The sequence below is a fragment of the Kushneria sp. Sum13 genome (assembly GCF_052692355.1).
In genome coordinates, this window is the sequence record NZ_CP199847.1 from 212061 (window position 1) to 237397 (window position 25337).

Genomic DNA, 25337 nt, shown 5'->3' on the forward strand with positions numbered 1-25337 from the left:
AACATCGATGTCACGTGTACTGGTACTGTATTACTCGATGTATGGCCATATCGAAACCATGGCCGAAGCGATCGCCGAGGGCGCTCGCTCGGTGTCCGGCACCGAGGTCACCATCAAGCGGGTGCCCGAGACCATGAGTGAGGAAGCCTTCAAAAAGGCCGGTGGCAAGGTGGATCAGACCGCCCCGGTGGCCGAGCCGTCCGAGCTTGTCGACTATGATGCCATTATCCTTGGCACGCCGACCCGCTATGGCAATATGGCCGGGCAGATGCGCACCTTTCTGGACCAGACCGGTGGGCTGTGGGCGAAAGGTGCCCTGCGCGGCAAGCTGGCCAGTGTCTTTACTTCCACCGGTACCGGCGGCGGCGAGGAGATGACCATCACCTCGAGCTGGACGACGCTGGCACACCACGGGATGGTGATCGTGCCGATCGGCTATGGGGTCGAGGAGCAGTTCGATATCTCTGAAGTGAGCGGCGGCACCCCTTACGGCGCCTCGACGCTGGCCGGCGGGGACGGTTCGCGTCAGCCCAGCGCGCGCGAGCTGAAAATTGCCCGCTTCCAGGGCGAGTACGTGGCAGGCTTTGCCAAAAAGCTGACCGCGCAGGTGCTGTAATGTAGCGATCTTTCCTGGTCAGACAACGTGATCAAAAAAACGCCCGGCCAGATGATGGCCGGGCGTTTTTTATGGCGTGAGGCGGGCCGTGATCATGCCCGCACTGTCAGCGCCTTATTTGTTGAGCCTGGTCATGCGCAGGTAGGGCTTTTTCTCGTCCCAGCCCTGCGGGAAGAGTTTGGCGGCTTCTTCGTTGCTCAGCGACGGCACGATGATGACGTCATCGCCCTGACGCCAGTTCACCGGCGTTGCGACCTTTTCATTGTCGGTCAGCTGCAGGCTGTCGAGCACGCGCAGGATTTCCTGGAAGTTGCGCCCGGCGCTGGCCGGATAGGTCAGGGTCAGACGAACCTTCTTTTTAGGGTCGATGACAAAGACCGAACGGACCGTCAGGGTATCGTTGGCATTGGGATGGATCATGCCGTACTTCTCGCTGACGCTGCGATCAGCATCGGCCAGCAGCGGGAAATTGAGCCCGCAGCCCTGGGTTTCCTCGATGTCGCCCTTCCAGGCGTGGTGGTCTTCAATCGGGTCAACCGACAGGCCAATGGCTTTGGTGTTGCGCTTGTCGAACTCGGGCTTCAGACGGGCCACTTCGCCCAGCTCGGTGGTGCACACCGGGGTGAAGTCCTTGGGATGAGAGAAGAGAATCGCCCAGCTATCGCCCAGCCACTCGTGAAAATTGATCACTCCCTCTGTGCTGTCCTGAGAGAAATCCGGTGCAGTATCGCCAAGTTGCAGCGCCATTTGTCACTCCTTTGGCCATCAATAAAAACGGGTGTCGGTATGAAGGGCCTGCGGCCAGGGTCAGATCCGACAGGATGTCATGGTCAGATAATGACGACTTCAGGCCGCAGAACCAAACAACGAGTTGTCCTAACCTGGTTCCATTAAAGTATAAAAAGAGGCTGTCAAAGCATCAATTGCTATAACGGATAAAGGCCCGGTCCCGGTCAGCCACCAGTACGGTCTCGCCCTTGCGCAGGCCTTCGTGCTCATTGACGCGGGTCTCGTCCTCGGCACTCAGGCCCAGCACTTCAGCCACCGAGGTGTCCTCCCCCTGACGCTCCAGCACTTTCAGACGCACATTGGCGCCCTTGTAGCGCGCCGTGATGATGTCGCCGGCCCCGGGTTTCTTATGCAAAAACTGGGTCAACTCTTCATGGTCGGCGACATGATCGACGCCATCCTGATCCCATGCGATTGCGCGTGCGTTGCTCATGACATGTCTCCTCGTTGGTCTCAAAAGTCTAGCAGTTTGCGCCTGTTGCGCTGAAGGCATTCGTCTTCAGAACGACTCTCTCTTGTCGATAGTGACCTCAGGGGTGACGAATATTGACGCATGAGGAAACTATGGGATGGCAGCGGTGGGTGATGGGCGGGGTAACACTGATGTGGCTGGCAATGCCTGCGATGGCAACCTCCGGACCGTGTCCGGCACCGGAGGCAATCGAGGGACGTATCGAGTCTCTGGCCGCTCGGGTTGCTCGCTGGGATGAGGCCTATTATCAGCGCGGTGAGCGTCTGGTGACAGATGGGGTGCATGATCAGGCGCAGGCTCGCCTGGCACACTGGCGCCTTTGTCTGGGCCAGCCCTTGCCTGCGGTTGTCCTGAGCGGTGGCGAGCAGCGCCACATCGTTGCTCAGACAGGGCTGAACAAGCTGCCGGATCAGACCGCGGTCGATCACTGGCTCAAGGCATTGCCACCGGGGCCACTGTGGGTTCAGCCCAAGGTCGATGGCGTGGCGGTAACGCTGGTGTATGACAAGGGCCAACTGATGGGGGCGACCAGTCGCGGCAACGGCCTGAGCGGTCAGGACTGGCTGGCCGGCGTTACCGGCATCGACGCCATTCCCGAACAACTTGATGGCCCCTCGCCCGAGCAGGTGGTGATTCAGGGCGAACTCTATCTCAAACGTCCTGAGCACGTGCAAGGCCGCGATGGCAGTGCCGGTGCGCGCGCCGATATTGCCGGGCTGATGCAGCGTCATGACCTGAGCGCACAGGCGCGCGACCGGATCGGATTCTTTGCCTGGGCGCTGCCTGATGGCCCCGAAACTCTGGCGGCACGTAACCGGCAGCTGGTCGACTGGGGCTTTATGGATCCGCAGCGCTGGAGCCATCGGGTCAGCACCATCGAGGACGTGGCGCACTGGCGACAGTACTGGTATCGACACGCGCTGCCCTTTGCCAGCGATGGCGTGGTGATCAAGCGTGACGTCCAGCCGCCGGGCCGGGTCTGGCGCGATACGCCGCCTGCACAGAGCGTGGCATGGAAATATCCCGTGGCTGATACGCTTGCCGAGGTTCGTGATGTCGAGTTTCGTATTGGTCGAACGGGCCGCATCACGCCGGTGCTTGAACTTGAACCGGTCACGCTGGATGACCGCACGATTCGCCATGTCAGCGCCGGCTCTTTTGCACTCTGGCAAAAAGCCGACATTCGCCCGGGCGATCAGGTCAGGATCTCACTGGCCGGGCTGACCATTCCTCGGCTTGATGAGGTCGTGATTCGCAATGACCAGCGCGTGGCGCTGGAGGTTCCCGACCCGAAAGCGTTCAACGCACTGAGCTGTCTGACACTCACACCCGGGTGTCGCGCACAGTTTCTGGCGCGCCTGACCTATCTGAGCAGCCGTGACGGGCTCGATATGCACGGCATCGGGGAAGGTACCTGGAAACGGTTAATTGACGCCGAAATGATTACTTCCTTGCTTGATTGGCGTGACCTGCCGCGCGCTACATTGCGCTCATTGAGCGGGGTCGGCGACATTCGGGCCACGCAGTGGCGCGCGGCATTCGATCAGGCAGGGCAAAAGTCACTGCAGCAATGGCTGGTCGCACTGGAGCCGGCTCATGCCCGGTTTTACGGCTCTCAACCTAAAGTCGTCTTTCGGTCAGCCGATAGTTTGAATCACATTGTATTCATGCGCTCGCTTGAAAACGCTGACTGGCAGGCGATGCCGGGGCTGAGCAGCAGCGATGCGGCCACGCTATCAGGCTTCTGGCAGGACAAAACGGTGCAGGCGCTGCTTGATGAATGGCTCGCCGAAACAGGATCCTCGCGACAGAAGGATGATGCAGGAAATGGGTGAGGTCGGTTTTTGTCATCATACGGAACATTGAAAAGTCGTAGACCAATAGTTCTTTTCAATTTCCATGATACTAATTGCTCAGTGTACTTTGCGTTACCTTCTGATACATTAAGTACTATAGAGTTACTGATTCGACGGCTTACCCGGTAATCATCCTTTGGACAGGGGATACCGATCAGGCAGGAGACATCAGCGGTTTGTTGGAGCACAGCGCCGCAGAGCAGGCGACCACCATCAGGAATATGGCTGTGCAAATTGGCTTCCATTGTAAAAACGTGTCGCACTGACGCCGCGTTGAGAGGAGATAGGACCATGGCACTGTTAATCATTGGCGGAATGGGTTACGCCCTGCTGGTCATGTTCATGCTGGGCGCGATGATGCTCTCCGGCCGGGCCTCGGATCGTGAAATGCGTCGACTGCAGCCGGTACCGGTCAGCACGTCCAAACCTGTGTCTCGTACAGGTACGCAGCCGTCTACAGGCTTTTCGCCCATGGCAGGCCGCGACGCTGCCTGACCTTCACACCAGATCGTGAACGGCAAAAAAGGCCGCTGCCCGAAAGGGCAGCGGCCTTTGCGTCTCTGCAGTTCCTGCCTTGCAGCGTTTTGATCTCTGATGGTTGTCGGCTGGCGCATTCGGGCAGAACACGCCAATGACACAGGACATAAAAAAACGGCCTGCATCGCTGCAGGCCGTTTTGTTGTCCACCTTAACGCGTTGGCGCGGTCTTACTTCTTGTTGCGCTTGCGGTCGGTTTCCTTGAGATGCTTCTTGCGGATGCGGATGAAGCCGGGCGTGACTTCCACCAGCTCATCGCTGTCCAGAAACTCGATGGCCTGCTCCAGCGTGAAGCGGATCGGCGGCGTCAGCACGATGTTTTCATCGTTGCCGGAAGCGCGCATGTTATCAAGCTTCTTGCCCTTGGTCGGGTTGACCGACATGTCATCGGAACGGTTGTTGATACCGATCAGCATGCCTTCATAGACCTCGGTGCCGTGATCGATGATCAGCTTGCCGCGATCCTGCAGGGTGTAGAGGGCATAGGCCAGAGCCTTGCCATCGACCATGGAGACCAGTACGCCGTTGCGACGCTCGACGCCTGCACCTTCCTTCAGCGGACCATAATGGTCAAAGCGGCTGGTCAGGATGCCGGTGCCGGAGGTCATGGTCAGAAACTGCGAACGGAAACCGATCAGACCGCGTGACGGAATCATGAAGTCCAGACGAACACGACCCTTGCCGTCCGGGTTCATGTTGGTCAGCTCGCCCTTGCGATAGCCCAGTTCTTCCATGACAGAGCCCTGATGCTGCTCTTCACAGTCGATGATGACCTCTTCGTAGGGTTCCTGCTTCACGCCATCGATCTCGCGGATGATGACTTCCGGGCGGCCTACGGCCAGCTCGTAACCTTCACGACGCATGGATTCGATCAGCACCGACAGGTGCAGCTCGCCACGACCGGAGACCTTGAACTTCTCGGCCGATTCTCCCTGTTCAACGCGCAGGGCCACGTTGTGGATCAGTTCCTGATCCAGGCGGTCCTTGATGTTACGGCTGGTGACGTATTTGCCGTCACGGCCGGCGAACGGGGAATCGTTGACCTGGAAGGTCATCGAGACGGTCGGCTCATCCACGGTCAGTGCCGGCAGTGCTTCAACATTGGACGGATCGCAGATCGTGTCAGAGATGGACAGATCATCGATACCGGTAATGCAGACAATGTCACCGGCGCTGACTTCATCGGCCTGAACACGCTCAAGGCCAAGGTGGGTCATGACCTGACCGATTTTGCCCTTGCGGGTGACGCCGTGACGGGAGATGACGCTGACCTGCTGGTTGGGACGCACGCGGCCACGCTTGACGCGACCCAGACCGATAACACCCACGTAACTGTTGTAGTCCAGTGCCGAAATCTGCATCTGGAACGGACCGTCGAGTTCAACGGTCGGCGGCTCAACGATGTCGACGATGGCCTGGAACATCGGGTCCATGTTTTCGGACAGATCTTCCGGGTCCATGCCGGCGATGCCGTTGAGCGCCGAGCAGTAGATGATCGGGAAGTCGAGCTGCTCATCGGTGGCGCCCAGGTTATCGAAAAGATCGAAGATCTGATCGATGACCCAGTCAGGGCGTGCGCCCGGACGGTCGATCTTGTTGACCACGACGATCGGCTTGAGGCCCTGGGCAAATGCCTTCTGGGTCACGAAGCGAGTCTGCGGCATCGGGCCATCAACGGCATCGACCAGCAGCAGCACGGAATCCACCATCGACATCACGCGTTCGACTTCACCACCAAAGTCGGCGTGCCCGGGGGTGTCGACGATGTTGATGTGGTAGTCGTGCCAGGTAATGGCCGTGTTCTTGGCCAGGATGGTAATACCGCGTTCCTTTTCCTGGTCGTTGGAATCCATGATGCGTTCCTGGTTTTCCGCCTTGCGGTCCAGGGTGCCGGATTGTGCCAGCAGCTTGTCGACCAGTGTGGTCTTGCCGTGGTCAACGTGAGCAATAATGGCAATATTTCTCAGCTTCTCGATATTGCCGGAAGTAAGCGTGTCGGACATAACGCGTTTTCACCTTTGTGTACACGCGCCTGTTCTAGGGTAGGAACATGACCGTGCGTTGTTTCAACGGTCATGTCAGCAGCGTGCAATAAATTTGGCCCCGCATTGTATAGGCTAAGTCGTCGGTCGAATAGCTGGAATCGTGGCGCGGGCGCTGTGAAATGCAATGAAATCGGTTTGTGGTGACAGGATGACGACAGATCCTTTTCCGTTGATGCGCTCTTTTGGTGCAATAAAGGCGTTTTTTGATCGCTATTGGTGCAGCATGATCGATTGATGTCGGGTTCTCTTGTCGAATTCTGTCACCGCAACAGACCCCATGCCTTCCGAGGATGTCTTTAAGCGTCTGTATTAGAAGATATTTTAAACAGAGATGGCGTGTCATGCGCCATTTTGGCACGCTGCATGCATTATTTGGGGACACATCGGGACTTGCATGCACTGTGCTTGCGCGTGATACAACGGTGGCGAAGTGATGGCGTCCTGTTAACGGTTTTCAAGCAGTATCCTTTTATTGGAGGAGTCACATGTCAGAGAAAACGCTTGCCCTGATCGAAGAGAACGACATCAAGTGGGCAGATCTGCGCTTTACCGATACCAAGGGCAAGGAGCAGCACGTCACCATTCCCGCGCGCATGGTCGATGAAGAGTTCTTTGAAACCGGACAGATGTTCGATGGCTCCTCCATCGGCGGCTGGAAGGGCATCAACGAGTCCGACATGATCCTGATGCCTCAGGACGGTACGGGCTATATCGACCCCTTCACCGAAGATCCCACCATCGTTCTGCGCTGCGACATCATTGAGCCGGCCACCATGCAGGGCTATGAGCGTGATCCGCGCTCGATTGCCAAGCGCGCCGAAGCCTATCTGAGCAGCACCGGTCTGGGCGACACGGCCTTCTTCGGTCCCGAGCCCGAGTTCTTCATCTTTGATGAAGTGCACTTCAAAAATGACATGCATCACTCCTTTTTCCGCATTTCCTCCGAAGAGGGTGCCTGGGAGACCGATGGCAAGTTCGAAGGCGGCAACATGGGTCACCGTCCGCGCGTCAAGGGCGGCTACTTCCCGGTCCCGCCGGTCGACTCCTTCCACGACATCCGCAGCGCCATGTGCTCGACGCTCGAAGCCGTGGGTCAGAGCGTTGAAGTGCATCACCACGAAGTGGCCAACGCCGGTCAGAACGAAATCGGTGTGAAGTTCAACACGCTGGTGCAGAAGTGCGACGAAGTTCAGACCATGAAGTATGTGATCCACAACGTGGCTCATGCCTATGGCAAGACCGCGACCTTCATGCCCAAGCCGATGGCCGGTGATAACGGCTCCGGCATGCACGTTCACCAGTCCTTCTGGAAGGACGGCGAGAACATGTTCGCCGGTGATGAATACGCAGGTCTCTCTGAAACCGCGCTGTATTACATCGGTGGCGTGATCAAGCACGCGCGTGCCCTGAACGCGTTCACCAACCCGTCGACCAACTCCTACAAGCGTCTGGTTCCGGGCTTTGAAGCGCCGGTCATGCTGGCCTACAGCGCTCGCAACCGTTCTGCCTCGATCCGTATTCCCTACACCGCAAGCCCCAAGGGCAAGCGTGTCGAGACGCGCTTCCCTGATCCGATGGCCAACCCGTACCTGGCCTTCTCAGCGCTGCTGATGGCCGGTATTGACGGTATCCGCAACAAGATTCATCCGGGTGAAGCGCTGGACAAGAACCTGTATGACCTGCCGGCTGAAGAAGCGCTCAACGTGCCCACGGTCGCCTCGAGCCTGGAAGAAGCCCTGCAGGCCCTCAAGGATGACCACGCCTTCCTGACCGAAGGTGGCGTGTTCACCGAAGAGATGCTCGATGCCTACATCGAACTCAAGATGGAAGATGTGACCGCGGTTCGCATGGTGCCAAGCCCCATGGAATACGATCTGTACTATAGTCTTTAAGATATAGCCTCAAGGGCCAGCGCCCCTGGCATTTGAGGTGCGGCGCCCGCGTTCGGGCCTGCAATGGAAAAGCCCCGTTTTAACGGGGCTTTTTATCGTCTGGTGGTTGGGTCATTCCGGCAATAATGAGCGTTCCCTCTCCTTTTCGTGGAACCGCTGCCGTGTCGGGTCGCTCTTGTCACATGATGCTGTGGACGATCGTGGTCTGGTTGCTGCTGGCCGCCGCCACGTCGCCTGCCCGTGCAGCGGTCTATCGCCACACGGATGCACAGGGCAATATCGTCTGGAGCGATCATCCCGGTGGCACCCGGGCCGCGATACGCGCTCCACGTGTGCTGTCGCCTGTCGGGGCCTCTGACATTTCCGTGGTTATCCCCGCTGCACCCGGTCGCTTTACGCCCTATCAGCGAGTACTTCTCAAACCTCGTTCCGCGCCCGTGACTCTCGAACAGGCCCGTCGTGGTATCTCCCTGCGCCTTGAAACCACCCCGCGCCTGCGCCCCGGCGATCGGGTACAGCTGAGCGTTGACGGTCAACGGCATCAATCGCCTCTTTTCAGCCATGTGCTGATGGCGATGGGACTCACGGCTGGCCGTCATGCGCTGGTCGCCGAAATTCTTGATAGTGCAGGGACCGTTCGTCAGCGCTCAAGGGTCATGACGCTTGAGGTGCTGGCTCTGTCAGGCAACGACGCGCCGCCACGCGAGAAATGACCCTGCTGGTCTTTTTGCACCACAAAGGTGCATCATGGTTTGCGATGGGGTATCGCTGGGCCACTTTCGTGCTCACATGACAAAAGGCCTTCCCCTTGTGGTGCGACATTCGTCATATGTGGCGCGCTTTTTGCACTATCAAAGGGAAACAACGTTTATGAGGGGCTTCATGCACCAACGCCTGCTGGAACATCTCACTACGGCCGTGGTGTTGCTGGATGCACAGTTAAGCGTTCGCTGGCTCAATCCGGCTGCAGAGGCCCTGATGGGGCTGAGCCTTTCCCGAGTGCAGGGCACAACGCTTGAGTGTCTGGAAGGAGAAGACGGTCGTATCGCGACCATGCTGGCAGACGCCCTGCGCCGTCAGCATCCCTATACCCAGCGCGAAACACAGTTGGCCATGGCGGGCGGGGAGCGCATTACGGTGGATTATACCGCCACGCCGCTTTCGAAAACCGAGCTGTTGCTGGAGTTCGAGCCCCGCGATCGTCTGATGCGCATCTCGCGCGAGGAGTCACTGATCGCGCGCCAGGAAATGGTCAAGGTGCTGACCCGGGGGCTGGCCCATGAGGTCAAGAACCCGCTGGGGGGTATCCGGGGTGCTGCGCAGCTTTTGGAGCGTGACCTGCCCAATGAAAGTCTGACCGAATTTACCCGCATCATCATCGAGGAAGCCGATCGCCTGCGCGATCTGGTGGATCGAATGCTGGGGCCCAATCGGCCGGTCGAACAAACGCCCATCAACGTGCATGAGGTGGTCGAGCGGGTACGTGCCCTGTTGCAGGCCGAGACCGACACCATCGCGCTGGTGCGAGACTATGACCCCAGTCTGCCCTTGATCATGGGCGATTTCGGTCAGCTCATTCAGGCCGTGCTGAACGTGACCCGCAACGCCGTTCAGGCGCTCAATGAAAACGCCACCGAATCGCCAACGGTCACCCTGCGCACCCGGGCGCGACGGCAGTTCACTCTGGGGGCCGAGCGTCATCGGCTGGTGTGCGAGGTTTGTGTGATCGACAACGGCCCGGGCGTGCCCGAGACGCTGGCCGAGTCGCTGTTTTACCCGATGATTTCCGGGCGGGCGGAAGGCAGCGGGCTGGGGCTGTCCATCGCCCAGTCGATTCTGCATCAGCATCAGGGCCTGATCGAATGTGAAAGCCGCCCCGGTCATACCGAATTTCGTCTTCTGATTCCGCTGGAAGGATTCAGCGAACCCGAACAAGACCGACAAGAGAAGGGAGACACCCATGAGTGATACGGCCCGCGTCTATATCGTGGATGATGATCGCGCCATCCGCTGGGTACTCGAGCGCACGCTCGCTCAGCCCGATATCGAAGTCTCAAGCTTTGAGCGGGCCGATCAGGCCGAGGAGGCCATCAATCGACAGCCGCCCGACGTGCTGCTCACCGACATTCGCATGCCGGGCGTCGATGGCCTCGATCTGATGGCGCGCGTACGCGAGCGTCACGCCGACATGCCGGTGATTATCATGACGGCGCATTCTGATCTCGACAGTGCCGTGGCGTCCTATCAAGGTGGTGCGTTCGAGTATCTGCCCAAGCCCTTTGATGTCGACGATGCGCTGTCGCTGGTGCGTCGCGCCGTGGCTCACGCCCGCGAGCGTCAGGCCCCGGCCCGGGTGCCCGAAGGCATTCAGGCCGAGATCATCGGTGAAGCGCCGGCCATGCAGGAGGTGTTTCGCGCCATCGGGCGGCTGTCGCACTCCCACATCACCGTGATGATCAACGGCGAGTCGGGCACCGGCAAGGAGCGGGTCGCGCGTGCCCTGCACCAGCACAGCCCGCGGGGCCATCAGTCCTTTATTGCCCTGAACATGGCCGCCATTCCGCGTGATCTGATGGAGTCCGAGCTTTTCGGCCACGAGAAGGGCGCCTTTACCGGGGCGACGGCTCAGCGTCGCGGTCGCTTCGAGCAGGCCGATGGTGGCACGCTGTTTCTCGATGAAATCGGCGACATGCCGGCCGAGACCCAGACGCGGCTGTTGCGCGTGCTGGCCGATGGCGAGTTCTATCGGGTCGGCGGGCATGTCCCGGTGCGGGTGGATGTGCGCATTATCGCCGCGACCCACCAGCATCTGGAAAAGCTGGTCGAGGAGGGGCGCTTTCGCGAGGACCTCTTTCACCGGCTCAACGTGATTCGCGTGCATCTGCCAAGACTCTCCGAGCGGCGCGAAGATATCCCGCGGCTGGCCCGCCACTTTCTGGCCGAAGCGGCCCGCGAGCTCTCCGCCGAGCCCAAGATGCTTACCGAGGCTGCCGAGCAGCATCTCTCGCATCTGCCCTGGCCGGGCAACGTGCGTCAGCTGGAAAACACCTGCCGCTGGCTGACCGTCATGGCCTCCAGCCGCGAGGTGCTCATTGATGATCTGCCACCGGAGCTTCGTGATCTCGAAAGCCCTGGCGAGGGCAGCGGCGACTGGCGCAGTGCCTTTCGCGAATGGGCCGACCGGGCACTGGCGGCCGGCCATACCCATTTACTGGAAGAAGCCGTGCCGGATTTCGAGCGCATCCTGATCGAGACGGCGCTCAAGCACACCGGCGGGCGCAAGGGCGAGGCCGCCGAACTGCTGGGCTGGGGACGCAACACCCTGACCCGCAAGCTCAAGGTGTTGTTGCCGGCGCTGGCCGACAGCGCCGACTAGGAGGTCGGGCGCGTTCGGTTGATATTCGGGGTGCGCCGTGTTGGTGCGTTATGGGACAAACGTATAAAGTAGATCGCCATCAAGGATGGGCCGTCAGGGCCCATCGCCGCTTTCTGATGTTCAGGAGTTGTCATGGCTACCCCTTCCCAGCACGATCTGCGTTACCAGTTTCGCGACCTGCTTGCCCGCGAGGACTGTTACTTCACCGCTTCGACCTTTGATCCCATGTCGGCCCGTATTGCGGCGGATCTGGGGTTTGAAGTCGGCATTCTGGGCGGTTCGGTGGCCTCGCTGCAGGTGCTGGCGGCACCTGACTTCGCCCTGATCACGCTGAGTGAGTTTGTCGAACAGGCCACCCGTATCGGTCGCGTGGCGCGCCTGCCGATCATTGCCGATGCCGACCATGGCTACGGCAACGCGCTCAACGTGATGCGCACCATTACCGAGCTCGAGCGGGCCGGCGTGGCTGCCCTGACCATTGAAGACACGCTGCTGCCGGCCAAATACGGGCGTAAATCCACCGATCTGGTGCCACTGGAAGAGGGCGTGGGCAAGATTCGCGCCGCTCTTGAGGCCCGTATTGACCCCGCCATGTCCATCTTTGCCCGTACCAATGCAGGGGTGCTCAGCACTGAAGACGCCACCACACGCGCCATGGCCTACGAGCGTGCCGGGGCCGACGGCATCTGCATGGTCGGCATTCGCGATTTTGATCATCTGGAAAGCATCGCCGAACATCTGAACATTCCCCTGATGCTGGTCACCTACGACAATCCCGAACTGCGCGACCGTGAGCGGCTGGCACGGGCCGGTGTGCGCGTGGTGGTCAACGGCCACGGCGCCTATTTTGCTGCCATCAAGGCCACCTATGACTGTCTGCGCGAGCAGCGCCAGATTGCCGACGGCAACCTGAACGCCTCCGAACTCTCCACGCGTTACTCAACGCTTGAAGAGAACCGCGAGTGGGCGCGTCGCTACATGGACGTCAACGAATAAACGTATTCATCATTGAACGGCCGGCGCCTGTCGCGCGGGTCTCAGGGGGCGAGGCGACATGAGTCAAATGCAGTGGGAGCAGTTGCTGGCCCCCGTGCGTCTGGATGACAAGACGACCGAACGAGAGCGTGAAATCGGTCGCAGTCCTTTCCACAAGGACTTTGATCGCATCGTCTTTTCAGGCTCGTTTCGCCGGCTGGGGCGCAAGACGCAGGTGCACCCGCTGACCGAAAACGATCATATCCACACCCGGTTGACCCATTCGCTGGAAGTCGGCTGCGTGGGTCGCAGTCTGGGCATGATCGTGGGTGAGCGTTTGAGCGATCGCCTGCCGGGCTGGATCACGCCGGCTGACATGGGTGTGATCGTGCAGGCGGCCTGCCTGAGTCATGACATCGGCAACCCGCCCTTTGGTCATGCCGGCGAGTACGCCATTCGCGACTGGTTCAAGCGCGCCGAAGCCGACGGCACCGGCTTTCTGGAGGCGCTGAATCCGACCCAGCGGGCTGACCTTCTGACCTATGAAGGCAACGCCCAGGGGTTTCGGGTGGTCACCCAGATCGAATACAACCAGTTCAACGGCGGCATGCGCCTGACCGCGCCGACGCTCGGGGCAATGCTCAAGTATCCCTGGACCGTGGAGCGGGCGGGGCTGGCCGGCAAGTTTGGGGCCTACCAGTCGGAGAGCCGGCAGCTTGAGCGCGTGGCCGGTCTGCTCGGGCTCAAGCGATTGAGCGATCATGCCTGGTGCCGTCATCCCTTTGCCTGGCTGGTCGAGGCCGCCGATGACATCTGCTATGCCCTGCTCGATCTCGAGGATGGTCTGGAAATGGGCATCCTGCGCTTTGAAGAAGTCGCCGGCGTACTGATCCATATCGCCGGCGGCGAGCCCGAGGATTACGCCCGCATGTCGTTTGAGAACGTCTCCCAGCGTCGGCGAATAGCGGCGCTGCGCGGGGCGGCCATGGAGCGGGCGGTCAATGAAGTGGCGGCGACCTTTGTCACCCATGAGCAGGCACTGCTGGAGGGCAGTCTGGAAGATGATCTGCTCGATCTGTGCCATCCGGATCTGGGCTGGGGCGTGAGCGAGGCCAAGAAAATTGCCCGCGACCGCATCTTTCGCAATGCGCGCAAGGCCAAGCTCGAGATTGGCGCCTATACGACGCTGGGTATCCTGCTGGAAGCCTTTATTGGCGCAGCGCACGAGCTGCACTTCACCGGACAGTCCAGCTTCAAGCATCAGCGCGTGCTGGCCCTGATCGGCGAAAACACCCCACAGACCCAGTGGCCGCTATATGACAGCTATCGCCGCATGCTTGATTTCATTGGCGGCATGACGGACAACTTCGCGGTCGATCTCGCCCAGGAGATGGGCGGCAGGCTGCGCGGAGAATAACGCCAAAAAAGCAGGCGCCAGGCAGATCAGGACCAAAAAAACGCGGGGTGCGGCATGGCCGCACTCCGCGTCTTTCGTTGGAAACTCCGCGTTCTTTTAGAACCACACCTCCATCTGTGTACCAAAGGTCCACTCGCTGCCGGTAAAGCCGTCGCTGCCCAGTGCGTCATCATTGGAGAAGTTGTTGAGGTCATCGTCCCAGTCGCTCCAGGTGGCGAACAGGCGAATCTCGGGACGGTTCCAGAAATCGCCAACCTGCGGTTTGAAGGTGGGCGCAATGGTCAGGCGCGTATAACCGCCGTTGACGCTCTGAAAGACCTGAGGATTGCCGTTGTCATCCTGATATCCGTATCCCGAAGGGTCGAGATCCATCCACTGATAGCTCGCCTCGTACTGCATCTCGAAGTTTTCGGTCAGCTCGTTGGCCAGCCGTGCACTCAGAGTGACCCAGTCATAGCGGTCGCCGTCGGCGTAGCGGTCGTGACTGGTCTGGGCCAGCAGCGCCGGTGCGATGCGCCAGTTCGGGGTCAGATAGGTGGTGCCGTAGACGGCCAGTCGAGCCGTATTGGCATCTTCGTTCAGATTGCCGTCAGAACCCAGTGCCTTGACCTCACCGCCCAGCCCGTGGCCGTACATCAAGGCCGTCTTGAAGGTGCCTTCGCCCATGCCAAAGAAGCTGTCGCCATGGTAGGCCACCATGGTGTGGAAGCCGTTTTCAGCGACGTTGTCGCCCGTTATACCACCACGGGGATCATTGTCACGCTCGTCGTTATCGTTGGCCGACATGCCGCTGATCATCCACTGCCAGGGACCGAAGCGGTTGTTGGAGGTCAGGATCAGGTTGTCGGTGTCATCGTTGAGTTCGGGCTGTTCGTCGGTGACGACGGGGTAGTTGCTGAAGCTGCGGCCATACAGCGAGAAACTGGTGTCCCAGCCGTCGGTCACGCTGATGTCGTAAATACCCGCCCCGGTACCGGCCAGAAAGATAATATCGCTGTCGAGCCAGTGGATATCGAAGTTGTCACGGTCAAAGCGCTTGCCCGCCCAGATCGAGGCGTTTTCAAACGCGCCGGTAAAGCTGGGCAGGTCACTGAATTCAACGAAGGCCTGACGCACGTTGAGGTCTGACTCGTCGGCCGTCCAGTCGTTGCTGGTGGTGGTGCCGTCGGCCAGCATGATGCGATACAGCGAGTGCGCCCCGTTTTCAGAACGGTGGTTATAGTCAAAAACCGTTTCAACGTAGGTGTCCGGCTCGTTACCCAGTCGGCCTACGGCGCCACCCGAGCGCCCGGCCGGCGTCAGGTAGGGACCGCCGGGCGAGCTCTTGCGGTCACTACCAATCAAAAGCCCTGAACGGGCATAGACGCTCATGGATAGCCCTTCGCCTTCACCCTCTTCCTCGCGCACCTGAGAGGGAATGCTGCCGGCCGAAAGTTCCTCTCCGGTGTTCTGTGACGTGTTGCCCTGTACCAGCTGCTGCGAGCCCTGCTGCTTTTCCAGCGCCGCTTCGGCCTGGGCGGCGCGCTGCTCTGCCAGGCTGGCTCGACGTTCAGAGGCGGCGATGCGCGCTTCCAGCTCGGCGAGTCGTTGTTCGATCGAGCTGTCAGCCGCCAGCGCGCTGGTGGGCAGGGCCAGCGCCAGCGCAACGGCAACGGCCAGGGGGTGACGCGTGAAGCGGTGAGGCGAAGGCATGGTGATGTCCCTTGTTTATGGTTATTGTCCCGATCCTTCTGCTCGTTGGCCTGGCAGTCTTGTTATGCACGCAGTGGGCGCAGGATCGTAAAAGGAACTTACAGAGCCTTGGTTAAGGTTTCACTCATACATTGGTCTCTGTGACAAAAGGTTATAAATCCATTGTCCAATGTCGCTATCGTGTGGCGAAAAGTACCTTTCCGGATTGACTTAAACGATTAAGCCAAACATCTGGCGTTTGCCCAGGAGGCGCTGTCATGAAATCCGGATTGATTCCCGCAGGCTGTCTGTTGATGGTCGTCGGCGCCGTCTCGCAGGCGGCTGCGGCTGATCTCACCATTTCCTGCGGCGCCGTGGGCGCCGAGCTGCAGCTTTGCAAGGCCGGGGTTGAACGCTGGGAGGCCAAAAGCGGCCACAGTGTTGAGGTTGTCTCCACACCCAATTCGGCCACCGAGCGGCTATCGCTTTACCAGCAGATTCTCAGCTCGCGCTCCGGAGACATCGATGTGTTTCAGATCGATGTGGTATGGCCCGGCATGCTGGCGCCCCATCTGATCGATCTGAATGAACATCTGCCAAAAGATGCCACCGACGGCTTTTTTGAGGCCATCGTCGACAACAACACCGTCGATGGCAGGCTGGTGGCAATGCCCTGGTTCACCGACGCCGGTGTGCTCTATTACCGCAAGGATCTGCTCGACAAATACGGCCTTGAAGTCCCCGCTACCTGGGAGGCGCTGACCGAGGCGGCGCATACCGTGCAGGCCGGTGAGCGCAAGGCCGGGCACGGTGACTTCTGGGGCTATGTGTTTCAGGGCCGTGCCTACGAAGGGTTGACCGTCAACGCGCTGGAGTGGATGGCCAGCTATCCCGACGGCGGCACCATCGTCGACGAGGACGGCAAAATTACCGTCAATAACCCACAGGCGGTGAAGGCACTGTCGCAGGCCGCCGGATGGATCGACGATATTTCACCGAGGGGCGTGCTCAATTACACCGAAGAGGAGGCGCGCGGCGTCTTTCAGTCGGGCAATGCGTTGTTCATGCGCAACTGGCCCTATGCCTGGGATCTGGTGCAGTCCGAGCAGAGCAGCATTCGTGACCGGGTCGATGTCGCCCCCCTGCCTGCCGGTGGCAAGGATGGCCATAGTGCCGGAGTGCTGGGCGGCTGGAATCTGGCGGTATCGCGCTACAGCGATCATCCCGACATGGCCGCCGACCTGGTCGCCTTTCTCACCTCGCTTGATGAGCAAAAGCGTCGCGCCATCGATGGCGCCTACAACCCGACACTGCCGGCGCTCTATCAGGATAAAGAAGTACTGGCGGCGGTGCCCTTTTTCGGCACGCTCTATGAGACCTTCACTTCAGCCGTACCGCGACCGGCCGCCGTCACCGGCGACAACTATCCTCGCGTCTCCAATGCCTTTTTCAACACGGTTCATGAAGTGCTTTCCGGCAATGTCGCCGCCGATCAGGGGCTTGAGCGTCTTGAAGGTGAGCTTGAGCGTATCAAACGCCGTCGCTGGTAAGGCGCTCGAAGGAGCACATCATGGCCGCACAAGAGTCGCACGACGCCTCGTCTGAAAATGCCCATTACCCAGGAGGTAACGGGTCATCAAGGCCATCGGCCGAAGGCCCGCCTCGCGAGCGTGGCACCCGGGTACGTCGCCAGCGGGTGCGTGCGGCCTGGCTGTTTCTGACGCCCATGCTGATCGGGCTGGCAGTGGTTGCCGGCTGGCCGCTGATGCGCACCTTCTGGTTCAGTCTGACCGATGCCAGCCTGTCCAGCCTTGGGGGCGCGCAGTTCATTGGCTTCGAGAATTATCTGGTTTTCGATAACGGCTGGTACGGCATTCTGGCCGACCCGCTGTGGTGGCAGTCGGTGTGGAATACGCTCTACTTCACCCTGATCTCGGTGTCGCTGGAAGCGGTGTTGGGCGTGATCGTGGCAATGGTGCTCAATGCCCGCTTTCGCGGCCGCACCCTGGTGCGTGCAGCCATGCTGATCCCCTGGGCGATTCCGACTGTGGTATCGGCCAAGATCTGGGCGTGGATGCTCAATGACCAGTTCGGGATCATCAACCATATGCTGCTGGGGGTCGGATTAATCGATGCCCCGCTGTCATGGACGGCGGATGCCAGCCTTTCCATGTGGGCGGTCATCATGGTCGATGTCTGGAAAGCCACCCCCTTCGTGGCACTTTTGGTGCTCGCGGCGCTACAGATGCTGCCCAGCGACTGTTATGAGGCGGCAAGGGTTGACGGTATTTCTCCGGTGAAGGTTTTCTTTCGCGTGACGCTGCCCTTGATCACCCCGGCGCTGCTGGTGGCAGTGATTTTCCGGGCGCTGGATGCGCTGCGCGTGTTTGATGTGATCTACGTGCTGACGTCCAACGCTGCCTCGACCATGACCATGTCGATCTACGCTCGTCAGCAACTGGTCGAGTTCCAGGATGTGGGATATGGCAGTGCGGCCTCGACGCTTCTGTTCATGATCATCGCACTGGTGACGGTGGTTTATCTCTACCTCGGGCGCCATCGGCTGGGAGGGGGGAAATGAGCCTGCGCATGCTGAAGTCCATCCTTTTGAAAATCGGCTTCTGGGCGCTGGTCGCCGTGCTGGTGCTCTACGCCGTTTTTCCCTTTTACTACGCGGTCGTGACCTCACTGAAACCCTCAAGCGAGCTGTTTGAGGTGAGCTACTGGGTCGATAGTATCGATTTTTCCAATTACGCCACGGTGCTCTCTCAGCCCACGTTTCTGGCAGCCATCCGCAACTCCGTGCTCGTGGCGATCAGCGTGGTGATCATTGCGCTGCTGCTGGGTCTGACCGCGGCCTGGGCGCTCGGTCGAGTGCGTTTTCGCGGGCGCACCATGGTTATGATGATCGTGCTGGGCGTGTCGATGTTTCCTCAGGTGGCGGTGCTGTCGGGGCTTTTTGAGGTCATTCGCACGCTTGATCTCTACAACTCGCCCGGTGGTCTGATTCTGAGCTACACCATTTTTACCCTGCCGTTCACGGTCTGGATTCTGACCACCTTCATGCGGCAGTTGCCCGATGAACTTGAAGAAGCCGCCATCGTCGATGGGGCTTCACCCTGGGTAACGCTGACGAAAGTCTTCATGCCGCTGTTGTGGCCGGCCATGGTGACCACGGGGCTTCTGGCCTTTATTGCGGCATGGAATGAGTTCCTCTTTGCCCTGACCTTCACGCTGACCGATACCCAGCGCACGGTGCCGGTTGCGATCGCCCTGATTTCCGGCGGCAGCCAGTATGAATTGCCCTGGGGGCCCATCATGGCGGCTTCGGTGATCGTTACCGTGCCGCTGGTGGTACTGGTGGTGATCTTCCAGCGCCGCATCGTCTCCGGTCTGACGGCCGGTGCCGTCAAGGGCTGATATCGAAACGCCTGCCACGCTTTGGCGTGGCCCGCTCTGCAGGAGGTAGACATGGCTTCCGTGACGCTTGAAAAGGTCAACAAGCGCTTTGGTTCGACCCGGGTCATCGAGGATGTCTCGCTCGATATCAGCGACGGTGAATTCGTGGTCTTTGTTGGCCCCTCGGGCTGTGGCAAGTCGACCCTGCTTCGCCTGATCGCGGGCCTTGAGTCGATCACCCATGGCGATCTGATGATTGATGACACGCGGGTCAATAACATGACCCCGCCGGAGCGCGGCATCGGCATGGTGTTTCAGTCCTACGCGCTTTATCCGCACATGAGCGTGTACGACAACATCGCCTTTGGCCTGAAGCTTGCGAAATCTGACCGACAGACAGTCGATGAGCGAGTGCGAAAGACTGCGAAGATCCTGCAACTTGACGGTCTGCTGGACCGGCTGCCAAAAGCGCTCTCCGGGGGGCAGCGCCAGCGTGTGGCGATCGGGCGGGCCATGGCACGCGAGCCCAGAATTCTGCTGTTCGACGAGCCGCTCTCCAATCTTGACGCCGCCCTGCGCGTACAGACCCGCAACGAAATCGCCCATCTGCATGAACGCCTGGGTGCCACAATGATCTATGTCACCCATGATCAGGTCGAGGCGATGACACTGGCTGATCGTATCGTGGTGCTCAATGAGGGGCACGTCGAGCAGACCGGCTCGCCGCGTGAACTCTATGAGCGACCCGGATCACGTTTTGTGGCCGGTTTTATCGGTTCACCAAAGATGAACTTTCTCACCGTGGAGGCGCGCCGCGAAGGCGATGCCGGTTGTCGAATCAGCGTTCCCGGCATGGGTGAACATGTGCTGTCGCGTCAGCTGGCTTCTGACAGCGAAGGAGGCGCCGTCACGCTGGGTGTACGTCCTGAGCATCTGAAGCCGGTAGCGGCGACAGGGGCGGTGGGATTTAACATTCTCAACGTCGAGTATCTGGGCAGTGAAGCCTACCTTTATCTGGAAACGCCTGATGGTGAGCCTCTTGTATGTCGTACCGAGGCGCCCAGTGCCTTTGCGCGCGGTGAGCGCGTCACTCTGGACTTTGCCCCCCATCAGGCTCATTTGTTTGACCACGAGGGCCGGGCGCTGCCGCCGGTCGACGCCAGTGAGGCCAGAGTGTCAGCCACAATGTCCTGAACTTCTCCCCACACGACGGAAGCCCATATGACTCAACAGCATTCCCGGCCACAGTGGTGGCATGACGCCGTGATTTACCAGATCTATCCGCGCAGTTTCATGGATGCCAACGGTGACGGCATCGGTGATCTGAACGGTATTATTCAGCGGCTCGATTACCTGGCGAACCTGGGGGTCGATGCGCTCTGGCTGTCGCCCTTTTATCGCTCGCCGCAGGCAGATGCCGGCTACGACGTGGCCGATTACCGCGATGTCGATCCGCTGTTCGGCACGCTTGAAGACTTTGACTCGATGCTGTCAGGCGCCCATGAGCGCGGCATGAGAATCATCGTGGACATCGTGCCCAACCACACTTCCAGCGAACACGTCTGGTTTCAGGAGGCGCTGGCCTCACCTTCCGGCAGTCGGGAACGGGCGCGCTACATGTTCCGGGAAGGGCGCGGCGAGCACGGTGAGCAGCCACCCAATAACTGGCAGAGTGTCTTTGGTGGGCCGGCCTGGACGCAGGTGCCGGGCGAGCGCGAGTGGTATCTGCATCTTTTCGATACGCGCCAGCCCGATCTCGACTGGCGCAATCCCGAGGTGCTTGAAGAGTTCGACAACGTGCTGCGCTTCTGGCTCGAGCGTGGGGTCGACGGGTTTCGCATCGATGTTGCCCACGGCATGATCAAGGTGCCGGAACTGCCGGACTGGGACGGCAGCCAGGAAATGATCGAGGGCGGCAACCGGGGTCCCATGTGGGATCAGGAAGAGGTCCATGAGATCTATCGCCGCTGGAATCGGGTGCTGACCGAGTTCGGTCGTGACCGCATGATGGTCGCCGAGGCCTGGGTGCATCCGCCGGCGCGAACCGCGCGTTATGTGCGACCCGATGAGATGCAGCAGGCGTTCAACTTTGATTATCTGCTTACCCCCTGGGATGCCGACAAGCTGCGCCGTGTCATTGATACCTCGCTTGAGAGCTACAGCGCGGTCGGAGCGCCCACGACCTGGGTGATGTCCAATCATGACAGCGTGCGTCATGCCTCGCGGCTGGGGCTTTCGCATCCGGGCAAGCGGCCCAACGGCATTGATGCCGACAGCGAGCAGCCCGATGAGGCGCTGGGGCTGCGCCGGGCACGGGCACTGATCATGCTGACACTGGCGCTGCCAGGCTCTGCCTATCTCTATCAGGGCGAGGAGCTTGGACTGCCGGATCACACCACCATGCCGGCCCGCTATCGTCAGGACCCGACGTTTCATCGCACCAATGGTGAGCAGATCGGGCGTGATGGCTGCCGCGTGCCGCTGCCCTGGCGCGCCAATGCGCCGGCCTTCGGCTTCAATACCACCGGCGAGTGCTGGTTGCCGCAGCCCGAGCACTATGTCCGCTACGCCGCCGATGGCCAGCTGGAGGATGAAGACTCAACACTTGAGCTCTATCGCCGGCTGCTGGCCACGCGGCATGAGTACGGACTGGGCCACGGCGAGCTGGTCTGGCAGGAGTCTTCGCGCCGCGACGTGCTGAGCCTGACCAATGGGGGGGTGACGCTGGTGCTCAATCTGGGCGACACGTCGGTGGCATTGCCCGAGGGCCAGGTCGCTCTGCAAAGCGTAACGGATGCCATCAGTCATGGTCAGCTGGCCGGTAATGCGGCGGTCTGGTTAACGACGCCTTGACCCGTCCACTGGTGCCGGCCATGCATCACTGCCAGGGCATTCTGGCCCGGGGCAGGGCATGAGCCGGACCCGTCCGATGACGCTCAAGGCCGTCGCGGCGTATCTGGGCGTGTCGACGGCGACGGTTTCCAACGCCTTCAATCGCCCCGATCAACTCTCCGCCGCGCGCCGTGAGGAGATTCTGGCAGCTGCCCGGGCGCTGGGCTACAACGGTCCAAGTCGCCAGGGGCGCACGCTGCGTACCGGCCGCACCGGCATCATCGGGGTCATGCTCTCGGACGGGCTGGGTTACAGTCTCGGCGATAGTGTGGCGGGCGACTTGTTGGCGGGGATCGCCGAGGTGCTGGATGCCCGTGGCTATCACATGCTGCTGCTGACGGATGCCGCCCGTACCGACCGTCAGAATGCCTCGCTCAATGGCGTGGCCGACGGCTATCTGGTCTACGGCTCAATGCCTGAAGCGGGCACCATGGCGCTGCTGCGACATCAGCACCAGCCGTTGGTGACCGTGGACATGCGCCTGCCGGGGCTGGCCTCCATTCAGATCGATCATCGCGACGCGGCGCTGAGCATTGCGCGGCATGCGCTGGCCGGCGGCGCAAAACGGCCGGCCATCCTGGCCCTGCGCATGACGCTGGAGGCCCCCGGTGGCAGGCTTGAGCGGCGCTCGCGCTGGTCCGAGCCCAATTCGGTGGCCATTGAGCGACTGGCAGGCTTCGATCAGGCCCTCATGGAGGCCGGCCACGACCCTGATCAGATACCGCTGTGGAACGTCGATGGCAATACTCATGTGGCGGCTGCACCTGTCATCGAGGCGCTGCTGGCCGACTCCGCCCCGGATCTATTGCTGTGCATGTCGGACCGGCTGGCGCTGACGGCGCTGAGCCTGGCCGAACAGCACGGCCTGGCCGTCCCCGGGCAGCTGAGGCTGACCGGCTTTGACGGGATTGCCGAAGGTCAGCACCGCCGACCCATGCTGACCACGGTTTATCAGGACAGCCATGCCAAGGGCGTCATGGCCGCCCGCATGGTGACCGGTGACTGCGATCAAAGCGAGGTGGTTCAGCCTGTCTGGCTGATCCACGGCGATACCTGTCCTTCATCCTCCTGACGGCGACTGCCGCGCGCCACCTTGCCGGGCTTTTGCAGGCCTGTGGCCGCTGTGCCCAGCCCTCCCGGGCTCCCGTCGCCCCGCCTTTTGCGAATAACCATATCTTTTCAAAATCTCGCTGTGCGATAAGTATTTTTTTGAACGCTGGTTAAACTGAGATAACGTCACCCCGAGCCACTGGTGAAAAAAAGCGGTATCAAACGCTGTCGTGGCTCTCTTCCAATCTCCAATAATCAATCAGGAAGACACATGAGTGAATCAACAAAGGATCACGCCCCTTCGGGGGACAGGCTCAATCCGACCGTCTTCTACGGCTCGTTTATCGGGATCGTGGCGTTCTCGCTGTGGGCGATGATCGCCACCGAGCAGGCCAGCGGCGTTATCAACGCCATTCTTGGCTGGATCTCCAATACCTTCGGCTGGTACTACTTTCTCACCGTGGTGATCTATCTCGCCTTCGTGGTGTTTGTAGGCGTATCACGCTTTGGCAAGATCCGGCTGGGGCCGGAGCATGCCCGGCCGGACTTCAATATCTTTTCCTGGTCGGCGATGCTGTTTTCCGCCGGTATCGGGATCGGCGTCATCTTCTTTGCACTCGCCGAGCCGCTGACCCAGTTCTATACCGCACCCGGTGCCCCCGAGGGGCAGGTGGAGGCCGCGCGTTACGCCATGCAGCTGACCTTCATGCACTGGGGCCTGTCGGGCTGGGGCATCTATACGCTGGTGGGCATGTCGCTGGCATTTTTCAGCTATCGCCACAATCTGCCGCTCACCATCTCGAGCGCGCTGTATCCCATCTTTGGCAAGAAAATCTACGGCCCCATCGGTCATGCGGTGGATATTGCCGCGGTGATGGGGACGGTCTTTGGTATCGCGGCCAGTCTCGGCATCGGGGTGATCCAGCTCAACTATGGGCTGAACTTCATGTTCGGCATCGCCGAGAGCGCCTGGACCCAGACGGCACTGGTGCTGATGATCGTGCTGTTTGCCACCATTTCAGCGGTGACCGGCGTGGAGAAGGGCATCCGCAGGCTATCGGAATTCAATATCCTGCTGGCGGTAGCGCTGTTGCTGTTCGTGCTGTTTGCCGGCGATACGATCTTTTTGCTCAACGCGCTGGTCATGAATATCGGCGACTATCTCTCCTCGTTCGTGCGGATGTCGTTTGATACCTACGCCTTTGACCGCCCCATGGACTGGCTCAACGCATGGACGCTGTTCTTCTGGGCCTGGTGGATTGCATGGGGTCCGTTTGTTGGCCTCTTTCTGGCACGTATCTCGCGCGGTCGCACCATTCGTACCTTTGTGGCCGGCACCCTGACGCTGCCGATTGCCTTCATGATGATCTGGATGTCACTGCTGGGAAACAGCGCCATCGATATGGCCATCAATGGGGCCGCCGATTTTGGTCAGCAGGTGATGAACAATCCGCCGGCGGGTATCTACCTCTTTTTGCAGGCCTATCCTTTCCCGGTGGTCACCACGATTGCGGTGAGCATTCTGGCCATCATTTTCTTTGTGACCTCGGGGGATTCCGGTGCGCTGGTGCTGTCGAACTTCACCTCGATTCTCAAGGATGTCAGCAGCGATGCGCCGGTCTGGATGCGCATTCTGTGGTCGGCGGTCATCGGCATTCTGACCCTGTCGCTGCTGTTGGCCGGGGGGCTTTCCACCCTGCAAAGCGCGGTGGTGATCACGGGGCTGCCGTTTTCGGTCGTGCTCTTTTTCATGATGGCGGGGCTTTACAAGGCGCTCAAGGTCGAGGCCTTCAAGGAAGAGAGTTATCGGTTGAGCCTGGCCGGCTCGCTGTCCGGTCGCATGGGCAGCAGCCGGGGCGGTCACGGCAACTGGGAGCAGCGCCTTGATCGGGCGATGAATTTCCCGGACCGCAGCGAGGCGCAGCGCTTTCTCGAGGAGCGGGTTCGCCCGGCGATGGCGGCCATCCAGGGGCGGCTTGAACCTCAGGATGTCGGCGTTCACATCAATGGCGGTGAACAGAACGAGAATGACTATCTCGCGCTCAACGTCGATTTCGGTGACGAGCAGAACTTCACCTACCAGGTCTGGACGCGCGCCTTTGCAACCCCTGCCTTTGCCATGCGCACCCGCAAGGCCTCGCGCCATTACTATCGCCTTGAAGTCCATCTGCTGGAAGGCAGTCAGGGCTATGACCTGATGGGCTATAGCGAGCAGCAGGTAATCGACGACATTCTCGATCAGTACGAGCGCCACCTGCAGTTTCTGCATCTCAACCGCATGGAACCCAACAGCATCAACATGCCGGACAGCCCGGAACAGCCGCCGGTCTAAAAAGGCTGTCGCTGTCGA

20 protein-coding genes are annotated in these 25337 nt (G+C 60.3%); 16 read left to right on the forward strand and 4 right to left on the reverse strand.

Translation table 11 applies throughout. The annotated features are described in order from the left end of the window. Positions 1 to 7: 7 nt before the first annotated feature. Entirely contained in the window at positions 8 to 616 is a 609-nt protein-coding gene (gene wrbA, locus ACUN8C_RS00920) for an NAD(P)H:quinone oxidoreductase (protein ID WP_445620516.1), read from the forward strand. 114 nt (positions 617 to 730) lie between these two features. Here wrbA and ACUN8C_RS00925 read toward each other — a convergent pair whose 3' ends face one another. Next, positions 731 to 1363, reverse strand: coding sequence for a peroxiredoxin (locus tag ACUN8C_RS00925; protein ID WP_445620517.1), 633 nt, complete (start codon positions 1361 to 1363; stop codon positions 731 to 733). A gap of 172 nt (positions 1364 to 1535) precedes the next feature. After that, positions 1536 to 1838 (reverse strand): hypothetical protein, encoded by a 303-nt coding sequence (locus ACUN8C_RS00930; protein ID WP_445620518.1) that lies wholly within the window; start codon positions 1836 to 1838, stop codon positions 1536 to 1538. A 131-nt stretch (positions 1839 to 1969) separates the two neighbouring features. Here ACUN8C_RS00930 and ligB point away from each other — a divergent pair, with 131 nt between their 5' ends. Then, positions 1970 to 3712: an NAD-dependent DNA ligase LigB gene (ligB, locus tag ACUN8C_RS00935; RefSeq protein WP_445620519.1), complete on the forward strand. Its 1743-nt coding sequence runs from the start codon at positions 1970 to 1972 to the stop codon at positions 3710 to 3712. A 312-nt stretch (positions 3713 to 4024) separates the two neighbouring features. Next, positions 4025 to 4228, forward strand: a complete 204-nt coding sequence (locus tag ACUN8C_RS00940; protein WP_445620520.1) for a hypothetical protein — start codon at positions 4025 to 4027, stop codon at positions 4226 to 4228. A 212-nt stretch (positions 4229 to 4440) separates the two neighbouring features. Here ACUN8C_RS00940 and typA read toward each other — a convergent pair whose 3' ends face one another. Beyond that, positions 4441 to 6273, reverse strand: a complete 1833-nt coding sequence (gene typA, locus ACUN8C_RS00945; RefSeq protein ID WP_445620521.1) for a translational GTPase TypA — start codon at positions 6271 to 6273, stop codon at positions 4441 to 4443. A 527-nt stretch (positions 6274 to 6800) separates the two neighbouring features. On the opposite strand from typA, the gene glnA reads away from it, so the two are divergent. The 6 genes from glnA (at position 6801) to ACUN8C_RS00975 (ending at position 13975) form a co-directional block, all read left to right on the forward strand. Further along, the gene (glnA, locus tag ACUN8C_RS00950; RefSeq protein ID WP_108841011.1) at positions 6801 to 8207 is read left to right on the forward strand and encodes a glutamate--ammonia ligase; all 1407 of its coding nucleotides are present in this window, start codon (positions 6801 to 6803) and stop codon (positions 8205 to 8207) included. A gap of 182 nt (positions 8208 to 8389) precedes the next feature. Further along, a complete protein-coding gene (locus tag ACUN8C_RS00955; RefSeq protein WP_445620522.1) occupies positions 8390 to 8920 on the forward strand; it encodes a DUF4124 domain-containing protein in 531 nt (176 codons plus the stop codon). Positions 8921 to 9089: 169 nt separating this feature from the next. Continuing rightward, on the forward strand, positions 9090 to 10175 hold the full coding sequence (gene glnL, locus ACUN8C_RS00960) for a nitrogen regulation protein NR(II) (RefSeq protein ID WP_445620523.1): 1086 nt from the start codon (positions 9090 to 9092) through the stop codon (positions 10173 to 10175). Next, positions 10168 to 11583: a nitrogen regulation protein NR(I) gene (gene ntrC / locus ACUN8C_RS00965; RefSeq protein ID WP_108841009.1), complete on the forward strand. Its 1416-nt coding sequence runs from the start codon at positions 10168 to 10170 to the stop codon at positions 11581 to 11583. The genes glnL and ntrC overlap by 8 nt, the downstream gene beginning before the upstream one ends. Positions 11584 to 11715: 132 nt before the next feature. Beyond that, positions 11716 to 12579 (forward strand): isocitrate lyase/PEP mutase family protein, encoded by an 864-nt coding sequence (locus ACUN8C_RS00970; protein WP_108841008.1) that lies wholly within the window; start codon positions 11716 to 11718, stop codon positions 12577 to 12579. Between the two features lie 58 nt (positions 12580 to 12637). Beyond that, positions 12638 to 13975 carry a deoxyguanosinetriphosphate triphosphohydrolase gene (locus ACUN8C_RS00975; RefSeq protein WP_445620524.1) on the forward strand — a complete coding sequence of 446 codons (1338 nt, stop codon included), beginning with the start codon at positions 12638 to 12640 and terminating at the stop codon, positions 13973 to 13975. A gap of 96 nt (positions 13976 to 14071) precedes the next feature. On the opposite strand, the gene ACUN8C_RS00980 is transcribed toward ACUN8C_RS00975, so the two are convergent. Further along, the gene (locus ACUN8C_RS00980) at positions 14072 to 15667 is read right to left on the reverse strand and encodes a carbohydrate porin (protein WP_445620525.1); all 1596 of its coding nucleotides are present in this window, start codon (positions 15665 to 15667) and stop codon (positions 14072 to 14074) included. A 257-nt stretch (positions 15668 to 15924) separates the two neighbouring features. On the opposite strand from ACUN8C_RS00980, the gene ACUN8C_RS00985 reads away from it, so the two are divergent. From ACUN8C_RS00985 to betT, 7 genes are all read left to right on the forward strand, one after another. After that, entirely contained in the window at positions 15925 to 17196 is a 1272-nt protein-coding gene (locus ACUN8C_RS00985; protein ID WP_445620526.1) for an ABC transporter substrate-binding protein, read from the forward strand. Between the two features lie 20 nt (positions 17197 to 17216). After that, entirely contained in the window at positions 17217 to 18227 is a 1011-nt protein-coding gene (locus ACUN8C_RS00990) for a carbohydrate ABC transporter permease (protein ID WP_445620527.1), read from the forward strand. Next, entirely contained in the window at positions 18224 to 19066 is an 843-nt protein-coding gene (locus ACUN8C_RS00995; RefSeq protein WP_445620528.1) for a carbohydrate ABC transporter permease, read from the forward strand. The genes ACUN8C_RS00990 and ACUN8C_RS00995 overlap by 4 nt, the downstream gene beginning before the upstream one ends. A 51-nt stretch (positions 19067 to 19117) precedes the next feature. Continuing rightward, positions 19118 to 20239, forward strand: a complete 1122-nt coding sequence (locus ACUN8C_RS01000; RefSeq protein WP_445620529.1) for an ABC transporter ATP-binding protein — start codon at positions 19118 to 19120, stop codon at positions 20237 to 20239. A gap of 27 nt (positions 20240 to 20266) precedes the next feature. Continuing rightward, a complete protein-coding gene (locus ACUN8C_RS01005) occupies positions 20267 to 21898 on the forward strand; it encodes a glycoside hydrolase family 13 protein (protein WP_445620530.1) in 1632 nt (543 codons plus the stop codon). Positions 21899 to 21956: 58 nt separating this feature from the next. Beyond that, complete coding sequence (locus ACUN8C_RS01010; RefSeq protein WP_445620531.1) at positions 21957 to 23009, forward strand: LacI family DNA-binding transcriptional regulator; 1053 nt, start codon at positions 21957 to 21959, stop codon at positions 23007 to 23009. A gap of 249 nt (positions 23010 to 23258) precedes the next feature. Continuing rightward, a complete protein-coding gene (gene betT, locus ACUN8C_RS01015; protein ID WP_445620532.1) occupies positions 23259 to 25319 on the forward strand; it encodes a choline BCCT transporter BetT in 2061 nt (686 codons plus the stop codon). Positions 25320 to 25337 lie beyond the last annotated feature (18 nt).

Bases quoted from the DNA above. Each gene is read 5' to 3' on its own strand.
- wrbA (WP_445620516.1), top strand. From the start codon at position 8: ATGTCACGTGTACTGGTACTGTATTACTCGATGTATGGCCATATCGAA.
- ACUN8C_RS00925 (WP_445620517.1), bottom strand. From the start codon at position 1,363: ATGGCGCTGCAACTTGGCGATACTGCACCGGATTTCTCTCAGGACAGC.
- ACUN8C_RS00930 (WP_445620518.1), bottom strand. From the start codon at position 1,838: ATGAGCAACGCACGCGCAATCGCATGGGATCAGGATGGCGTCGATCAT.
- ligB (WP_445620519.1), top strand. From the start codon at position 1,970: ATGGGATGGCAGCGGTGGGTGATGGGCGGGGTAACACTGATGTGGCTG.
- ACUN8C_RS00940 (WP_445620520.1), top strand. From the start codon at position 4,025: ATGGCACTGTTAATCATTGGCGGAATGGGTTACGCCCTGCTGGTCATG.
- typA (WP_445620521.1), bottom strand. From the start codon at position 6,273: ATGTCCGACACGCTTACTTCCGGCAATATCGAGAAGCTGAGAAATATT.
- glnA (WP_108841011.1), top strand. From the start codon at position 6,801: ATGTCAGAGAAAACGCTTGCCCTGATCGAAGAGAACGACATCAAGTGG.
- ACUN8C_RS00955 (WP_445620522.1), top strand. From the start codon at position 8,390: ATGATGCTGTGGACGATCGTGGTCTGGTTGCTGCTGGCCGCCGCCACG.
- glnL (WP_445620523.1), top strand. From the start codon at position 9,090: ATGCACCAACGCCTGCTGGAACATCTCACTACGGCCGTGGTGTTGCTG.
- ntrC (WP_108841009.1), top strand. From the start codon at position 10,168: ATGAGTGATACGGCCCGCGTCTATATCGTGGATGATGATCGCGCCATC.
- ACUN8C_RS00970 (WP_108841008.1), top strand. From the start codon at position 11,716: ATGGCTACCCCTTCCCAGCACGATCTGCGTTACCAGTTTCGCGACCTG.
- ACUN8C_RS00975 (WP_445620524.1), top strand. From the start codon at position 12,638: ATGAGTCAAATGCAGTGGGAGCAGTTGCTGGCCCCCGTGCGTCTGGAT.
- ACUN8C_RS00980 (WP_445620525.1), bottom strand. From the start codon at position 15,667: ATGCCTTCGCCTCACCGCTTCACGCGTCACCCCCTGGCCGTTGCCGTT.
- ACUN8C_RS00985 (WP_445620526.1), top strand. From the start codon at position 15,925: ATGAAATCCGGATTGATTCCCGCAGGCTGTCTGTTGATGGTCGTCGGC.
- ACUN8C_RS00990 (WP_445620527.1), top strand. From the start codon at position 17,217: ATGGCCGCACAAGAGTCGCACGACGCCTCGTCTGAAAATGCCCATTAC.
- ACUN8C_RS00995 (WP_445620528.1), top strand. From the start codon at position 18,224: ATGAGCCTGCGCATGCTGAAGTCCATCCTTTTGAAAATCGGCTTCTGG.
- ACUN8C_RS01000 (WP_445620529.1), top strand. From the start codon at position 19,118: ATGGCTTCCGTGACGCTTGAAAAGGTCAACAAGCGCTTTGGTTCGACC.
- ACUN8C_RS01005 (WP_445620530.1), top strand. From the start codon at position 20,267: ATGACTCAACAGCATTCCCGGCCACAGTGGTGGCATGACGCCGTGATT.
- ACUN8C_RS01010 (WP_445620531.1), top strand. From the start codon at position 21,957: ATGAGCCGGACCCGTCCGATGACGCTCAAGGCCGTCGCGGCGTATCTG.
- betT (WP_445620532.1), top strand. From the start codon at position 23,259: ATGAGTGAATCAACAAAGGATCACGCCCCTTCGGGGGACAGGCTCAAT.